This window comes from Streptomyces sp. NPDC021020, assembly GCF_044333285.1.
Taxonomy (GTDB): Bacteria; Actinomycetota; Actinomycetes; order Streptomycetales; family Streptomycetaceae; genus Actinacidiphila.
The window spans coordinates 316256-332701 of sequence record NZ_JBIRQQ010000003.1 but is presented as its reverse complement, the minus strand read 5'-3'; the positions used below and the strand labels follow the sequence as shown (position 1 = coordinate 332701).

Below are 16446 nucleotides of genomic sequence, written 5' to 3'. Positions count from 1 at the left end.
GGCCCCGCTTCCCGTCTGCCGGGAAGCGGGTCCGCCCTCGGAAAGTCCTCAGCGCGCCGTTCAGGCAGCCGGAACGATGTTCACGACGCGGCGGCCCCGCTTCGTGCCGAACTCGACCGCACCGGCCGACAGCGCGAACAGCGTGTCGTCCTTGCCGATGCCCACACCCGAGCCGGGGTGGAAGTGCGTGCCGCGCTGGCGGACGATGATCTCACCGGCGTTGACGACCTGGCCGCCGAAGCGCTTGACGCCGAGCCGCTGAGCGTTGGAGTCGCGACCGTTCCGGGTGGACGATGCGCCCTTCTTGTGTGCCATCTCTCCTCAGTCCCTTACTTCGCAGCCGCGGCGGGGATGCCAGTGATCTTCAGCGCCGTGTACTGCTGGCGGTGACCCTGGCGGCGCCGGTAACCGGTCTTGTTCTTGTAGCGCAGAATGTCGATCTTCTGGCCCTTGTGGTGGTCGACGATCTCGGCCTGGACCTTGATGCCGGCGAGCACCCACGGGTCGCTGGTGACGGCCTCGCCGTCCACCACGAGCAGCGTCGAAAGCTCGACGGCGTCGCCGACCTTGCCGGTGGGAATCTTGTCGACCTCGACGATGTCGCCGACGGCCACCTTGTGCTGGCGGCCACCGCTACGCACGATCGCGTACACGCGGAACTCACTCTCTGCTCGATGCGGAACCCCTGATGCCAGCCGTCCCACGGTGCTCGACGGGAGGCCTCGACCGGCCGGGCCGGAAGGAATGTGCTCAGGAGAAGGGCGTGAAACGCCGAGGGTCAACTTTACGTAGCGGCTCCGCCGGTGGTCAAATCGCCCGCTGCCGCGCCGGGTACTCCAGGGGCGCGGGGAACTGCGCGAGCAACCCACCACCGGCCGGTGGTCCGGCACGGACCGAACTGCCCCTTCGGGCCGGTGACTACCCGCGCCCCGGTGGGGGCTGAGCGCGCAGTTCCCCGCGCCCCTGGTGGGCACCGCCCTGCGCAGAGGGCAGGCCCGCCCGGGGCGCGGGGAGCAAGCTACTCCGCGGGGGTCGCCGCCTTCTTGGCGGCAGCCTTCTTCGTCGTCGTCTTCTTGGCCGCGGCCTTCTTCGTCGCCGTCTTCTTGGCGGCAGCCTTCTTCGCCGGGGCCTTGCGCGTCCGCTTCTTCGGCTCCGCCTCGGCGGCGGGGGCCTCGGGGGCTTCGGGCTCGGTCGCGGGAGCGGCGGGAGCGGCCGCCGCGGGGACGACGACCACGGCCGCCTCCTCCGCCGCGGCGGGGGAGCCCGCCGGAGCGGTCACCTTGCGGGTGGCCCGGCGCCGCGTACGGGCCGGGGGCTCCGTCGAGACCTCGGGCTCGGGCAGCGCGGCCGCCGGGGCGGGGGCCTCGGCGACGACCACGACGGCCGCCTCCTCCGCCGCCGGAGCGCCGGCCGGGGCCGTGGCCTTGCGGGTCGCCCGGCGCCGCGTACGGGCCGGGGGCTCCGTCGAGACCTCGGGCTCGGGCAGCGCGGCCGCCGGCTCGACGTCCGGCTCGCTCACGGGCACGACGACGACCGCGGGCTCGTCCGGCGTACCGGACACCGCGGCGGGCGCACCGGCGGGCGCGGTGGCCTTGCGGGCGCCGCGCCGCCGGCTGCGGCCGCGGGACTGCGTCGCCGCGGCCTCGGCCTCGGCGGCCGTCCCGAACCACTCCTCCTCCGGGTCGCCGACGGCCGGCACGAGATCGGACTCGCCGACCTCGATCGGCTCCAGCTCCGGCACCTCGTCGGCCTCGACCGCCTCGGCGGCCTCCGTCTCGTGGACGTGCTCGTGCTCGTGGGGCTGCGCGTCCGTGCCGGACTTGCCGCCGCGGCGCTTGCGCTTGCCACCGCCGCCGCCCACCGTCGTGGCCTGGTCCATGTGCACGATGACGCCGCGCCCGTTGCAGTGGACGCAGGTCTCGGAGAAGGACTCCAGCAGGCCCTGCCCGACCCGCTTGCGGGTCATCTGCACCAGGCCCAGCGAGGTGACCTCGGCCACCTGGTGCTTGGTGCGGTCCCGCCCGAGGCATTCGAGCAGCCGCCGCATCACCAGGTCGCGGTTGGACTCCAGGACCATGTCGATGAAGTCGATGACGACGATGCCGCCGAGGTCCCGCAGCCGCAGCTGCCGGACGATCTCCTCGGCCGCCTCCAGGTTGTTGCGGGTGACGGTCTCCTCCAGGTTGCCGCCCTGCCCGGTGAACTTGCCGGTGTTGACGTCGACGACGACCATCGCCTCGGTCTTGTCGATGACCAGCGAGCCGCCGGACGGCAGCCACACCTTGCGGTCCAGCGCCTTGAGCAGCTGCTCGTCGATGCGGTAGGTCGCGAAGACGTCCGTCTCGGAGGTCCAGCGCGACAGCCGGTCGACGAGGTCGGGAGCGACGTGCGCGACGTAGTCGTGGATGGTCTCCCACCCGTCGTCGCCGCTCACGATGACCTTCGAGAAGTCCTCGTTGAAGATGTCGCGGACGACCCGCACGGTCATGTCGGGCTCGCCGTACAGCAGCGTCGGCGCGTTGGAGCCGCCGCCCTGCTTGGCCTTGCGCTGGATGTCGTCCCACTGCGCCTGGAGGCGCTCGACGTCGCGGCGCAGCTCGTCCTCGCTCGCGCCCTCGGCGGCGGTGCGCACGATGACGCCCGCGTCCTCGGGGACGATCTTCTTGAGGATGGTCTTCAGCCGGGCCCGCTCGGTGTCGGGAAGCTTGCGGCTGATGCCGGTCATCGAGCCCTCGGGCACGTAGACCAGGTAGCGGCCGGGCAGGCTGACCTGGCTGGTGAGCCGGGCGCCCTTGTGGCCGATCGGGTCCTTGGTGACCTGCACCAGCACCGGCTGGCCGGACTTCAGCGCGGACTCGATACGGCGCGGGCCGCCGGACAGGCCGAGCGCCTCGAAGTTGACCTCGCCCGCGTAGAGCACGGCGTTGCGGCCCTTGCCGATGTCGACGAAGGCGGCCTCCATCGACGGCAGGACGTTCTGCACCTTGCCCAGGTAGACGTTGCCGACGTAGGAGGTGGCCTGCTCCTTGTTCACGTAGTGCTCGACGAGGACGTTGTCCTCCAGCACGCCGATCTGGGTGCGCTCGCCGTTCTGCCGCACCACCATGACGCGCTCGACGGCCTCGCGGCGCGCCAGGAACTCCGCCTCGGTGATGATCGGCACCCGGCGGCGGCCCTGCTCGCGGCCCTCCCGGCGGCGCTGCTTCTTGGCCTCCAGGCGGGTCGAGCCCTTGATGGACTGCACCTGGTCGGCGCCGGTGCCGGCCGCCTCCTGGTGCTGGCGCGGCTCGCGGACCTTGACGACGGTGCGCTCCGGATCGTCGGAGTCGTCCGCGTGCGTGTCCTCCGGGCCCGCGTCACCGCCGCGACGGCGGCGGCGCCGGCGACGGCGGCTGCTGCTGCTCCCGCCGCCCTGCGCGTGGCCGTCCTCGTGCTCGTCGGCCTCCTCGGCCTCCTCGCCGTCGTGCTCGTGCTCGTCGTCGTCCTCGTCGGAGCCGTCCTCGGCGTGGTCGGCGGCCTCACCGCGGCGACGGCGGCGGCCACCGCGGCGGCGGCGCCGGGAGGTGTGACGGCCCTCGCCGTCGCCCTCGGCGTCCTCCGCGTCGGCCTCGCCGTCCTCCTCCGCCTCTGCTTCCGCTTCGGCCGGTCCGGTGACCTCGGCCGCCGCGGGGGCGGTCTCCTCCGCCGCGGCAGCGCCACGGCGGCGCCGGCGGCGGCGCGACCCGCCGCCCTCGTACTCGTCGGCGGCCGGCTCCTCCGCCTCCTCGGCCCGCTCCGCCGTCTCGGCGGCGGGCGCGGGGGCGGCGGGCGCCGGGGTGGGCGCGACGAAGACCGGCGGCTGGAAGAGCGAGGTGGCGGGCGCCGCGGCACGGCGGCGGCCGCGCGCGGCGGGCGCCTCGGTGCGCACGTCGAGCACGACGCGCTCGGCCGGGATGCCGAAGGCGTCGGCGATCGCAGTGACCGCCATCGCGGCGGCCTCCTCGGGCGTGTCGCCGTAGCCGCGGATCTCGTAGGCGTCGTCGACCTCGACGGCCCAGCCGTCGCCGTCGCGCAGCGCCCGGCCGGTGTACTCGTCGGTGGCGGGGGCGGCGTTCGGCGCCGCCGCGGGCTCCTCCTCGCGGGGGGCCAGCGCGCCGGGCTTCAGGCGCCGGGAGGAATCCCCGGCCGAGAAGGTGGCGGCGGGGGCGGCCTTCTTGCGTGTCCGCCGCGGCCGCTCCGCAGGCTGCTCGGCCGGGGCTTCGGCGGCGGGGGCCGTCTCGGCGGCGGGCGCGGACGCCGAGCGGGTGGCGCGGCGCCGGGTACGGGCGGGGGCGGCCTCCTCCTCGGCTGCGGGGGCCTCGGGAGCCTCCACCGCGGGGGCGGGGGCCGGGCTCGCGGCCGTACGGGTGGCGCGGCGGCGCTTGGGGGCCGCGGGCTCCTCGGCGGGGGCTTCGGGGGCCTCGGCGGCGGGGGCTTCCTCCACGACCGCGGGGCTCTCGGCCGTACGGGTCGCACGGCGCCGGGTACGGGCCGGGGCGGGCTCCTCTTCGGCAGCGGGGGCCTCGGGCGCCTCCGCCGCGGGAGCCGGACTCTCGGCCTTGCGGGTCGCACGGCGCCGGGTGCGGGCCGGGGCGGGCTCCTCCTCGGCAGCGGGGGCCTCAGGTGCCTCCGCCGCGGGAGCCGGGCTCTCGGCCTTGCGGGTCGCACGGCGCCGGGTACGGGCCGGGGCGGGCTCCTCCTCGGCAGCGGGGGCCTCAGGTGCCTCCGCCGCGGGAGCCGGACTCTCGGCCTTGCGGGTCGCACGGCGCCGGGTACGCGCCGGGGCGGGCTCCTCCTCGGCAGCGGGGGCCTCGGCGGCGGGGGCTTCCTCCGCGGCCGGGGCGGTGGCCTTGCGGGTGGCGCGGCGGCGCTTGGGGGCCGCGGGCTCCTCGGCCGGGGCCTCGGCCGAGGCGTCGGGGGTCTCGGGCGCGGCGGCCGCGGCCTTGCGCGTACGGCGCCGGGCCGGGGCCTCGGCCTCGGGCGCGGTGTCCGCAGTGGTGTCGGCGCCGGCCGGCGGTCCCGCGGGGCGGGAGGCGGCACGGCGGCGGCGCGGCGGCGCCGCTTCCGCGGGCGTGTCGCCGCCGGTGGCGGATGTCTCGTTCGTCTCGTTCTGGTCGGGCATTCGGGCAGTGCTCCCGTCGCGCTCCCGGGCGCCGCGTCCAGATCGGAAGGGGCATGCCGCTTGGATCGCGGTTGCCGCCCTCCGGGGCGCGGGCGCCGCACGGGAGCTTGCTGTGTCGCCGTCGGCCGCCCGTGCGGGGGCCGACGAAAGTCTCATGTGGTCAGCGGCGCCGGACCCGGGTGGCTCCCTGGTGCGTCGGCGACGCGCGTGACGACGCGGCTACGCGGTACCGGCCGGCACCGCCACGGCGTCGCGATCGAGCGCGAGCGGGTCGGTGACCGTACCGGTGTCCTCGGCGAGCGGCCCCTGCGCCAGCCTGGTCACCGCAGCGGGGACCGGCGGCGCGAGGTCGGCCGTCGCCTGAAGGCCGGACAGTACGTCGTCGGGCCGTACGGCAGGTGTCAGATGCCGCACAACCAGCCGCAGTATCGCACAGGCGCGGTCCTGCGGCGTATCGGTACCCGGATGCGGCGCGCCCGGGTCGGCGGCGGTTCCGTCGTCCTCCACGACCTCGAACCGCGTGACCGCGGCCCGGCAGTCGAAGGTACGGATGCCGTTCTTGGTGCTGCGCTGTACTTCCACGGTGTCCGCGGCGAGGAAGGCCGCGACCGCCCGGCGGGCGTCGGCGGGCTCCACACCGTCCAGCCGGAGCTGCCACACCGAGGCCTCCAGGCGCTCGGCGAGACCCGGTGTGCGGGCCTCGACGGCCTCGATCACGTCGAGGCCGGGCGGCAGCGACTCGTCCAGCAGGGCCCGCAGCTTCTCCGGGTCACGGGAAGCGGCCAGGCCGATCTCCAGATACTCCGCCTCGCTGCCGACGCCGGTGGGTGCGGCGTTGGCGTACGACACCTTGGGGTGCGGGGTGAAGCCCGCGGAGTACGCCATCGGCACCTCGGCCCTGCGCAGGGCCCGCTCGAAGGCGCGCTGGAAGTCACGGTGGCTGGTGAACCGGAGGCGGCCCCGCTTGGTGTAACGCAACCTGATGCGCTGCACCGTCGGCGCGGGCGGCGGGCCTTCGGGCTGTCGCTTGCCCAGTGTCGTTCAGTCCCTACAAGGAATCGGCGGACGTCGTCTGCTCCAAGGTTACGCCGCGCGGCCCCGCCCCGTCGCCGCACGTCCCGCACGTGCGGCCGGTCAGCGCCGCTCGTCCTCCCACGGCAGCCGCTTCGGCTCCGCGCCGCGCCGCACCGGCTCGCGCACCTGGGCGCCGAACAGCACGTGCCGTACGGTCCTGCGGGCCTCCGCCACCGCGGCCGCCACCGGCCGCCACACCGCCCGCCGGTACCAGCGCCCCGCCGCGCGCAGCCCGCGCAGCGCCGGTGCGCCCGTCCAGCTCCACACCCACGCCACGGGCGCCGCGACCAGCACCCGCGCGGCCCACAGCAGTGCCCGGCCCAGCGCGCGCGACACGAACGCGGTGCCGCGCCACGCGAAGCACAGCGCCGCCCACAGTTCGCGCGCCAGCGGCGCCACGACCCGGCGCCACAGCGCACCGCCCGGCCGCCGCACCCCCCAGGTGAACAGCCACCCCACGGCCTTCCCGACCGCCCGCGCCACGAGCACCACACCCCGCCACGCCAGGCCGAGCACCCAGCCGACCCCCCGCGCCACGAGCACCACGCCCCGCCACAGCAGGCCCAGCACCCAGCCGACCGCCCGCGCGACCGGCAGGACCGCCCACCGCCACACGAACGTGCCCGGCCGCACCAGCAGATACGTCCCGAGGAAGCGCAGCACCGCGCGCAGCGCGCGCCCGGTCGGCAGCGTCACCCTGCGCCACAGGAACCGCACGGCCGCGGCGATGCCGCGCCCCGCCGGGCACGCCACCCGCCGCCACAGGAACCCCGCGACGGCGTCGACCGCCATCGCCACCGGCACGATCCCCCACCGCCACGCAGCGACCGCGGCCGGCCGCACGACGTACCGGAAGAGCGCGACGAGCGGTACGACGAAGAGGTAGCGCCCCGCGAGGTAGAGCGCGGGCAGCACGATGCGGCGCCCGGTCCACCGCAGTGCCTGCGCGCAGGCGCGGGCGATCGCCGCGAGGGCGTCCCACACGAGGCGCACGGGCAGCACGACGGCGAACGTCACGACGCGTACGGGTACGCGTACCGCGACCACGAGACACCCTTCGGCCGCGGGCGGCGCCCCTTCCCACTCCCCCTGTTCCCCCACCCCCTGAACGTAACAGCCCCGCCCCGCCGGGGGGTACGCCCCGAACAGCCCCTTGCGGCCGGCTCCGCGACCTTCCCCCGCTGGGGGGCTGGTCGCGCAGTTCCCCGCGCCCCTGAAAACGCTCACCCTGCGCAGCGAGGGCACCCACCAGGGGCGCGGGGAACTGCGCGCTCAGCCCCCACCGGGCAGAAAGGCGCTATGCCACCGCAAGTGGCAACCACCTGGGGGCGCGGGGAACTGCGCGCGCAACCACCCGCCGGCGGACGTCGCGCGTCCCAGCGCAAGTGGCACCCCGCGGCGCCACCGCGGAAGCCTCACGCAGTGAGGAGGCGGGCGAGGGCCGCCACGCCCGCGGTGATCTCGGGCGGGGTGCGGGCCGCGTACCCGAGGACGAGGCCCGGTGGGCCGGGCAACTGCCGGTGCCAGGAGAGCGGATGCACCTTCACCCCGTGCCCCAACGCAGCGGCGGCGACCTCCGCGTCGGACACCTCCCCGTACGCCTCCAGCGTGACGGTGATGTGCAGCCCCGCGGCGGCCCCGCGGACGACCGCCCCGGGCAGCATCTCCCCGATCGCCGCGACCATCGCGTCCCTGCGCCTGCGGTGCCTGCGCCGCAGCAGGCGCAACTGCCGCTCCAGCGCCCCGGTCCGCATGAACCGGGCGAGGACGAGTTGCGGGAGCGTCGCCGTGCCGAGGTCGGCGAAGCGCTTGGCCTCCACGAGCGCGTCGTGGTGCCGCGCGGGCACGAGCATCCAGCCGATCCGCAGCGCGGGCGCGAGGAGTTTGGAGATGCTGCCGGTGTAGCAGACGTGGTCGGCGAGCAGCGCGCGCAACGCGGCGACCGGCGGCCGGTCGTAGCGGTGCTCGGCGTCGTAGTCGTCCTCGACGACGAACCCGCCGTCGCGCGCCGCCCACTCCACGAGGGCGCGGCGGCGCCGCCCGCCGAGCACGACACCGGTGGGGAACTGGTGCGCGGGCGTGACCAGTACGGCGGGGGCGCCGCTCGCGCGGAGCGCGTCGACGCGCAGGCCGTCCGCGTCGACCGGGACGGGCGGGGTGCGCAGCCCGGCGCGGACGAGGTGCTGGCGCACGCCGAGCGAGCCGGGGTCCTCGAAGGCGAGGGTGTCGATGCCGTCCGCGGCGAGGAGCTGGGCGAGGAGGCCGAGCGCCTGGGCGGTGCCGCCGACGATGACGACCTCGTCCGGGTCGGCGGGGATCCCGCGGTTCCTGGCCAGCCAGGCGGCAACCTCGCGGCGCAGGGCGGGGGTGCCGCGCGGGTCGCCGTACCCGAGGTCGGCGGCGGGGAGGTCGGCGAGCACGGCCCGCTCGGCGCGCAGCCACTCCGCGCGGGGGAAGGCGGCGAGGTCGGGCGCCCCCGGCGAGAGGTCGACCCGCGCGGGCGCCGCCCGGAGCCGGTCGAAGGCGTCGGACCCGGGCACCCCGTCGAAGAGCCCGCCCCCGGGACCCGACACGTCCGCACCCCCGCGGCCCGCCCCGACTGCCGTACCGCCACCGACCACCCCGCCCCCGCGCGCGGTACGGCCGACGCTCACGCCAACCCCCGCACCCCCCGCGGCCGTCCGCCCGCCGCCACCGCCAACCACCCCCGCCGCTCGGGCCGTTCGCTCGGCACCACCGCCAACCACCCCGCTCCCCGCGGCCGTCCGCCCGCCGCCACCGCCAACCGCCCCCGCCGCTCCGGCCGCACCTCCGGCGCCGCCCCCACCCGTCCCCGCCGTCAGCGGTGTTGCCACCACCCGAGTGCCCGCGCGGCCGTCCGCGGTGGTGTGGCCGTCCTCCGCGAGGCGGCGGTACGCCTCGGTCACGACGCCGCGTGAGACGCCGAGATCGGCGGCGAGGGTGCGGGTGGCGGGCAGGCGGGTGCCGAGGGGGAGGCGGGCGTCGGAGATCGCGCGGCGCAGCTCGGCGGCGAGCCAGTCGGCCCGGCCGCCGGGTGGGGCGGCGGTGATGTCGAGCTGGAGGAAGTCCGCCCCCGGCGGGGTCGCCGCGGGCGTTACGGACCTGCCAGGAGGCCGTTCTTTGGACCTGTCCACGGGGCCATTGTGGCAGCAGAGTGGGCCGTGGGCCGCACCCCGAGCGGCCCGGCCACCCGTACCCACTCCCCCGGAGCCACCATGAGCACCGCCTTCCTCCTCACCGCTCTCGTCGTGTGCCTGACGCCCGGGACCGGCGTCGTCTACACGCTGTCCGCCGCGCTCGCCCGCGGGCCGCGGGGCGGGGTGGTCGCGGCGGTCGGCTGCACGCTCGGGATCGTGCCGCACGTACTGGCGACCGTGACCGGCGTCGCCGCGCTGCTGCACACCAGCGCGCTCGCCTTCCACGCGCTGACGTACGCCGGGGCCGGGTGGCTGCTGGTCATGGCCTGGTCGACGCTGCGGGACAAGGACGCGCTGGTCGTGCCGGAGGAGCAGGACGGCGGGGACACCCGGTCCGCCCGGCGCGTGATCGGGTCGGCCATGCTCCTGAACCTCCTCAACCCCAAGCTGACCCTCTTCTTCTTCGCCTTCCTGCCGCAGTTCGTACGGGACGACGACCCGCACCCGGCCCGGCAGATGCTCGTGCTGAGCGGGGTGTTCATGCTGATGACGTTCGCGGTGTTCGCCGGGTACGGGCTGCTGGCCGCGTCGGTACGGCGGCAGGTCGCGGCGCGGCCGCGGGTGCTGGCGTGGGCCCGCCGGGTCTTCGCGGGCTCCTTCGTGGCGCTGGGCGCGCGGCTCGCGCTGGCCGTCCGCTGACGCGGACCCCTCGCCGATCCCCGCCCGCGGCGCCTAAGGTGAGCGCGGCGGCGATCGGCGAGGGGGGACCGGGTGATCGGCGAGCCGGAGATGGAAGGCGACGAGGGCGCCCCGGCGGCCCCCGGCGCAGACCCCCACGCGGACCTCCGCGCCGACGTGCTCAGCGGCTCCGGCCGCCCGCCCCGCCCCGCCCGGCTGAGGCCGCTGCTCCTGCGGCTCAGGGACCGCCCGTGGGTGTGGGCGGCCTGCGCGGTCGTGGTGACCTCCGCGGTGTGGGCGGGAGCCCTCACGGGCACCGGGTACGGCCGCACCTCCGCGCCCGACCTGCACGGCTACCACGTGGACTCCGGCAACCCCTGCACGTACCCGAACCTGCGGCCGCTCACCGACCACCTCGACCCCCGGGCCTTGGCCCAGACGCCGCCGACGATCGCGCACAGCACGGCGCTGGACCACGTCGAGTGCGAGCTGACCGTCGACTCGGGGAACGACGGCAGCGGCTGGACGTCGAGGTACACCCTCGCCGTGACCGTGGACCTGCACAAGAAGACCGACCCCAGCACGGAGTTCGACGCCTCCGGCGAGGTCGTCGGGCAGCATCCGCACATCCCCGGGGCGGCGTTCGTCCTCGTGGACGTCCCGGAGCGGACGACCCACCCGCGCGGCCTGGGCGACCGGGCGAACCTGGTCAGCTCGCAGTTCCGCCAGTCGCTCGGGGTACGGCACGGCGGGGCGGTCTTCACGCTCACGCTGACCGGGACGAACGAGTGGGATCCGGCCCACGGCGCGGAACCCGAGTCCGATGCGCGTCCCCCCGTCATCGACACCACCGGGCAGGCCGCGAACCTCGTCCCGGCGATGCGCACCCTGATGGCCGCGCTCTCCTCGTAGGGCGGTCCCGCGGCACCGGCCGCTACGTCGGACGGCGGCAGCCGGGGCGCCCGGCACGGCGCGTCCGGCGACCGGCGGCCCCCGGCTACGTACGGTCGCTCCATGACGACGAACCGTTACTTCTCCGTACGCGGATGGAGACCCGCGCTCGGGACGGCCCTCGCGTGCGCCGGGCTGCTCGCCGCCGCGCCCACCGCCCTCGCGGCGCCGGGCGCGCGGGACATCGGAGTGCCGCGCACCGCCCCGCACCCTCCCGCCCACGCGGCCGCCGCCCACGCGTCCCGGCTCCCGGCCCCCCGCACGTCCGCCGCGCCCGCGGGCGGCACCCGGTCCACCCGGCAGGGCGGCTCGCTGCTGCTCGACGAGACCTTCACCGGCACCTCGGTCGCCGACCCCGGCTTCCAGCCGCTCGACACCACGTGCCTGACCGGCGCGACCACCGCGCCGCCCGCGGGCGGGTCCACCACCGGGCCGTGCACCGGGGACGACCAGACGACCCCGCCGGTGCCCACGCCGGGCGTCACCCCCGGCTACCTCCAGCTCACCGACAACGGCAACTACCGCGTCGGCGGCATCGTCTACAACCGCCCGCTACCCGGCAACGGCGGCCTGGAGGTGCAGTTCGACCAGTACCAGTACGGCGGCAACGGCGCCGACGGCATCGGCTTCTTCCTCGTCGACGGCGCGCACGACCTGACGTCCGCGGGCGCGACCGGCGGCTCCCTCGGCTACGCCCAGCGCAACCTGGAGCCCGGCGTCGACGGCGGCTACCTCGGCGTCGGCCTCGACGCGTACGGCAACTTCGTCAACGACGGCGAGCAGCGCGGCCTGGGCTGCCAGGCCCCCGAGGTCTCCCCGGTCCCGCCGGAGGACCAGGTCCCGGACACCGTGACGCTGCGCGGCCCCGGCCAGGACCTGGACGGCTACTGCTTCCTGACGTCCACGATCACCTCGGACGCCACCCAGCCGTCCGGCTACATCACCACGCTGCCCGGCAGCCTGCGCGGCCCCGGCAGCACCCCGGACGACGCGCAGCGCACCGTGCGGATCAGCGTCAGCCCCGACGCGAAGCCGCTGGTCACCGTCGAGATCGACTTCCACGACGGCAACGGCTTCCGGACCGTGCTGACCCACCAGATGACGGAGACCGCGCCGCCCACGTACAAGCTGGGCTTCTCCGGCTCGACCGGCGGCCTCGACGACACGCATCTGATCCGCAACTTCACGGCGTCCTCCGAGGTGCCCGTCGACCAGCTCAACCTGGTCAAGACGACGGCCTACCCGCCCGGCACCGACCCGGGCACGCTGCACGCCGGCGACACCGTGCCGTACCAGTTCCTGGTCACCAACACCGGGCCGACCACGCTCACCGGCGTGACCGTGACCGACCCCGATGTCACGGACATCTCCTGCCCCTCGGACACGCTCGGCCCGATGGGCACCCCGACGTCGTCGATGGTCTGCACCGGCAGCCACACGCTGACGGACGAGGACGTCGCGGGGAAGACGGAATTCACCAACACCGCGACCGCGCACGCCACCGGCTCCGCGGGCGAGGACGTCGACTCCAACCCGTCGTCGGCGACCGTGCCCGTCGAGGGCCCGGCCCAGCCCGGCCTGGACCTCGCCAAGACCGCCGACGCGACCTCGGCCGAGCCCGGCCAGAAGGTGACCTACACCCTCACCGTCACCAACACGGGGACCACCCCGCTCACCGCCGCCCAGGTCACCGACGACCTCGGCGACGTGCTGGACGACGCCACCTACAACGGCGACGCCGCCGCGACCACCGGCACCGCCACCGTCACCGGCTCCACCCTCACCTGGACCGGCGACCTCGCCCCCGGCGCGAGCGCGACGATCACCTACTCGGTCACGGTCACCGGCGACGGCTACGACCACCCGGCGGGCAACGGCTCCCTCACCAACTCCGCCACCACCACGACCCCCGGCGCCACCTGCTCCAGCAACCCCTCCGGCGCCCTCCCCTGCACGGTCACCATCCCCGTGGCCTGCGAACCGGCCCCCACTCCCCCGCCCACCACCTACGGCACCCGCCGTTCCTGACCCCGCCCGTCGCGGGCCCCGTCACCCCTGACGGGGCCCGCGGCGTTCAGCGGTGGCAGTGGCAGCGGCGCCCGCAGCCGCAGCCGCAGGACGTGAAGTCGTCGGCGAGCAGCCCGAGGCCCACGCCGAACATCCAGGAGTCCTTCGCCAGCGCGATGCCGTTCTGGGTCGGCCAGACACTTCCGGGCTCGCGCATCCCGGGGGTGCGGCCGTAGAGGCCGAGCAGCGCGCCGGAAAAGCCCGTGAGGAAGGCCCCGGCCACGGCGGCGGGCACGAAGGGCGCCAGCAGCAGCGACCCGGTGGCGATCTCCCCGCACGACAGCACCCGCAGGAACTGCCGCGCGGTGAGCTTCCGGAACACCGGATACGCCCCGCACGCCATCCCGTGCAGCATCTCGGCGGTGGCCTCGTCGCCCTTCCACTTCTGCAGTCCCGAGTGCAGGACGAACGCCCCGGTGGCCACCCGGGGCGGCAGCTGGCGCAGCTTCATGACCGGATTCCTCCCGTCGCGGCATTCCCTCCTCCCCAGGGTCCCCAGCCCTGCCCCCACCCGCCACTCGGCGAGAAATCCCCGGGCGGCCCGGCGGTCAGGAGGTCCCGCAGCACCCCGTCCCGCACACCGGCTCGTGCCCCCGCTGCCAGAGCCCGAGATCCCGCTCGGTCGCCCACATGACCTGGGCCAGCCGCCGCTGCCGCAGCCGCGGTTCGGTGGCCGGCAGGGCGCGGAAGTCGTCGTCACGCATCCGCAGGTAGTCGCGCACCTGCTCGCCGTCGACCATCCGCACGAGCACCCGGCACCACCACAGCCCCTCAACGGCGGGCCGCCAACGGGCGGCCGGGTCGGGAACGAGGAAGTGCCGCGACGCCAGGTCCACGTGGGCCCGCAGCCAGACGCCGAGCTCGCTCCGCTCCTCCGTCCCCCCGAGCAGGGCGAGCAGCGCCTCGCCGTCCACGGCCTTCACGACCCGCGCCTCGCGCGGCGCCGCGACCGGCCACGAGGCCAGCCCGGCGCGCTCGCGCAGCGACAGGCCGGCGGGGCCCGGCTGCGGCCGGGGGATCGGGGGCGGAGGTGTCCAGCGGAAACCGGCCCGCTCGATCTCGTGGTGCATCCACTCCCGCTTCTCGGGACCCGAGACCTGCCAGACGTAGCTCATCGGGCGCTCGCGCACCGCCCGGTCGTACGCGGACGGACGGCGGGAGCTGCGGGGACGCCGCCGGGGCGGGCCGAGCGGCATGTTGTCGCACAGGTCCGCGAGGAAGCGGATGCGGGACAGCGCCTCGGCCGGATCCGCTTCCGCACGGCCCGCGCGGCCCGCGAGCGAGCGGATCTGCACGAGCGCGACGGCCGTCAGATACGCCGCGAGCTCCCGGTCGTCGATCTCCCGCACCGCCCCCGCCTCACGCCCCGCCGGTTACTGCCCCGCGCCGGAGTTGACCACGCTCAGCGGCAGGAGCTTCTTGCCGGTCGGGCCGATCTGGATGTGGGTGTCCATCTGGGGGCAGACACCGCAGTCGAAGCAGGGCGTCCAGCGGCAGTCCTCGACCTCGGTCTCGTCGAGGGCGTCCTGCCAGTCCTCCCACAGCCAGTCCTTGTCGAGGCCGGAGTCGAGGTGGTCCCAGGGGAGGACCTCCTCGGCGGTGCGCTCGCGGGTGGTGTACCAGGGGAGGTCGACGCCCGTGGCCGGGAGGACGGCGTCGGCGGCGCGCATCCAGCGGTCGTAGGAGAAGTGCTCGCGCCAGCCGTCGAAGCGGCCGCCGTCCTCGTAGACGGCGCGGATCACCGCGCCGACGCGCCGGTCACCGCGGGAGAGCAGGCCCTCGACGATGCCGGGCTTGCCGTCGTGGTAGCGGAAGCCGATGTTGCGGGCGTACTTGCGGTCGCTGCGGATCGCGTCACGCAGCTTCTCCAGCCGCGCGTCGGTCTCCTCGACGCCGAGTTGCGGCGCCCACTGGAAGGGGGTGTGCGGCTTGGGCACGAAACCGCCGATGGAGACCGTGCAGCGGATGTCGTTCTGCCCGGTGACCTCGCGGCCCTTCTGGATGACGCGCTTGGCCATGTCCGCGATCTGGAGCACGTCCTCGTCGGTCTCGGTGGGCAGGCCGCACATGAAGTAGAGCTTCACCTGCCGCCACCCGTTGCCGTACGCGGTCGCGACCGTGCGGATCAGGTCCTCCTCCGAGACCATCTTGTTGATGACCTTGCGGATGCGCTCCGAGCCGCCCTCGGGGGCGAAGGTCAGGCCGGAGCGGCGGCCGTTGCGGGTCAGCTCGTTCGCCAGGTCGATGTTGAAGGCGTCGACCCGGGTGGACGGCAGCGACAGGCCGATCTTGTCGTCCTCGTAGCGGTCGGCCAGGCCCTTGGCGACCTCGGCGATCTCGCTGTGGTCCGCGGACGACAGCGACAGCAGGCCGACCTCCTCGAAGCCGGTCGCCTTCAGGCCCGCCTCGACCATCTCGCCGATGCCGGTGATGGAGCGCTCGCGCACCGGGCGGGTGATCATGCCGGCCTGGCAGAAGCGGCAGCCGCGCGTGCAGCCGCGGAAGATCTCCACCGACATCCGCTCGTGCACGGTCTCCGCGAGCGGCACCAGCGGCTGCTTCGGGTACGGCCACTCGTCGAGGTCCATGACGGTGTGCTTGGACACCCGCCACGGCACCCCGCTGCGGTTCGGCACGACCCGGGCGATCCGGCCGTCGGCCAGGTACTCGACGTCGTAGAAGCGCGGGACGTACACCCCGCCGGTCCTCGCCAGCCGCAGCAGCAGCTCGTCGCGTCCGCCCGGACGCCCCTCGGCCTTCCAGGCGCGGACGACCTCGGTGATCTCCAGCACGGCCTGCTCGCCGTCGCCGATCACGGCCGCGTCGATGAAGTCGGCGATCGGCTCGGGGTTGAACGCGGCGTGCCCGCCGGCCAGCACGACCGGGTCGTCCAGCGTGCGGTCCGCGGCGTTCAGCGGGATGCCGGCCAGGTCGAGCGCGGCGAGCATGTTGGTGTAGCCCAGCTCGGTCGAGAAGCTCAGGCCGAAGACGTCGAAGGCCCGCACCGGGCGGTGCGCGTCCACCGTGAACTGCGGCACACCGTGCTCGCGCATCAGCGCTTCCAGGTCCGGCCACACGCTGTACGTGCGCTCCGCGAGGACGCCCTCGCGCTCGTTGAGCACCTCGTAGAGGATCATGACGCCCTGGTTGGGCAGCCCGACCTCGTACGCGTCCGGGTACATCAGCGCCCACCGCACGTCGGCGGTGTCCCACTCCTTGACGGTGGAGTTCAGCTCACCGCCCACGTACTGGATCGGCTTCTGGACGTGCGGGAGAAGTGCTTCCAAGCGCGGGAAGACCGACTCGACAGGCATCTCGGCGACTTTCATCAGCTGACGGTGGGCGAGGGTCCCGGGGCGGCGACGCACCCCGACGTGG

At 75.3% G+C, this 16446-nt stretch carries 12 protein-coding genes; 3 read left to right on the top strand and 9 right to left on the bottom strand.

The features are described from left to right. Positions 1 to 60 precede the first annotated feature (60 nt). From rpmA to ACH4SL_RS09815, 6 genes are all read right to left on the bottom strand, one after another. Positions 61 to 315: a 50S ribosomal protein L27 gene (gene rpmA, locus ACH4SL_RS09840; protein WP_031514533.1), complete on the bottom strand. Its 255-nt coding sequence runs from the start codon at positions 313 to 315 to the stop codon at positions 61 to 63. A gap of 14 nt (positions 316 to 329) precedes the next feature. Then, on the bottom strand, positions 330 to 653 hold the full coding sequence (rplU, locus tag ACH4SL_RS09835) for a 50S ribosomal protein L21 (protein ID WP_398443169.1): 324 nt from the start codon (positions 651 to 653) through the stop codon (positions 330 to 332). A gap of 365 nt (positions 654 to 1018) precedes the next feature. Further along, complete coding sequence (locus ACH4SL_RS09830; RefSeq protein ID WP_398443167.1) at positions 1019 to 5140, bottom strand: Rne/Rng family ribonuclease; 4122 nt, start codon at positions 5138 to 5140, stop codon at positions 1019 to 1021. A gap of 219 nt (positions 5141 to 5359) precedes the next feature. After that, on the bottom strand, positions 5360 to 6133 hold the full coding sequence (locus ACH4SL_RS09825) for a TIGR03936 family radical SAM-associated protein (RefSeq protein WP_398443165.1): 774 nt from the start codon (positions 6131 to 6133) through the stop codon (positions 5360 to 5362). A 141-nt stretch (positions 6134 to 6274) separates the two neighbouring features. Continuing rightward, positions 6275 to 7315 carry a hypothetical protein gene (locus ACH4SL_RS09820; RefSeq protein WP_398443163.1) on the bottom strand — a complete coding sequence of 347 codons (1041 nt, stop codon included), beginning with the start codon at positions 7313 to 7315 and terminating at the stop codon, positions 6275 to 6277. A 314-nt stretch (positions 7316 to 7629) separates the two neighbouring features. Further along, the gene (locus ACH4SL_RS09815) at positions 7630 to 9237 is read right to left on the bottom strand and encodes a PLP-dependent aminotransferase family protein (RefSeq protein WP_398444076.1); all 1608 of its coding nucleotides are present in this window, start codon (positions 9235 to 9237) and stop codon (positions 7630 to 7632) included. Between the two features lie 213 nt (positions 9238 to 9450). On the opposite strand from ACH4SL_RS09815, the gene ACH4SL_RS09810 reads away from it, so the two are divergent. The 3 genes from ACH4SL_RS09810 (at position 9451) to ACH4SL_RS09800 (ending at position 13029) form a co-directional block, all read left to right on the top strand. Next, entirely contained in the window at positions 9451 to 10071 is a 621-nt protein-coding gene (locus ACH4SL_RS09810; RefSeq protein WP_398443161.1) for a LysE family translocator, read from the top strand. 72 nt (positions 10072 to 10143) lie between these two features. Continuing rightward, entirely contained in the window at positions 10144 to 10962 is an 819-nt protein-coding gene (locus ACH4SL_RS09805; protein ID WP_398443159.1) for a hypothetical protein, read from the top strand. A gap of 102 nt (positions 10963 to 11064) precedes the next feature. Further along, positions 11065 to 13029, top strand: a complete 1965-nt coding sequence (locus tag ACH4SL_RS09800; protein ID WP_398443157.1) for a hypothetical protein — start codon at positions 11065 to 11067, stop codon at positions 13027 to 13029. A gap of 46 nt (positions 13030 to 13075) precedes the next feature. Here the strand turns inward: ACH4SL_RS09800 and ACH4SL_RS09795 are convergent, their stop codons facing one another. From ACH4SL_RS09795 to ACH4SL_RS09785, 3 genes are all read right to left on the bottom strand, one after another. Continuing rightward, the gene (locus ACH4SL_RS09795) at positions 13076 to 13519 is read right to left on the bottom strand and encodes a hypothetical protein (protein WP_398443155.1); all 444 of its coding nucleotides are present in this window, start codon (positions 13517 to 13519) and stop codon (positions 13076 to 13078) included. Positions 13520 to 13616: 97 nt separating this feature from the next. Continuing rightward, complete coding sequence (locus ACH4SL_RS09790; RefSeq protein WP_398443153.1) at positions 13617 to 14417, bottom strand: hypothetical protein; 801 nt, start codon at positions 14415 to 14417, stop codon at positions 13617 to 13619. A 24-nt stretch (positions 14418 to 14441) separates the two neighbouring features. Then, a complete protein-coding gene (locus tag ACH4SL_RS09785) occupies positions 14442 to 16382 on the bottom strand; it encodes a TIGR03960 family B12-binding radical SAM protein (RefSeq protein ID WP_398443151.1) in 1941 nt (646 codons plus the stop codon). Positions 16383 to 16446 lie beyond the last annotated feature (64 nt).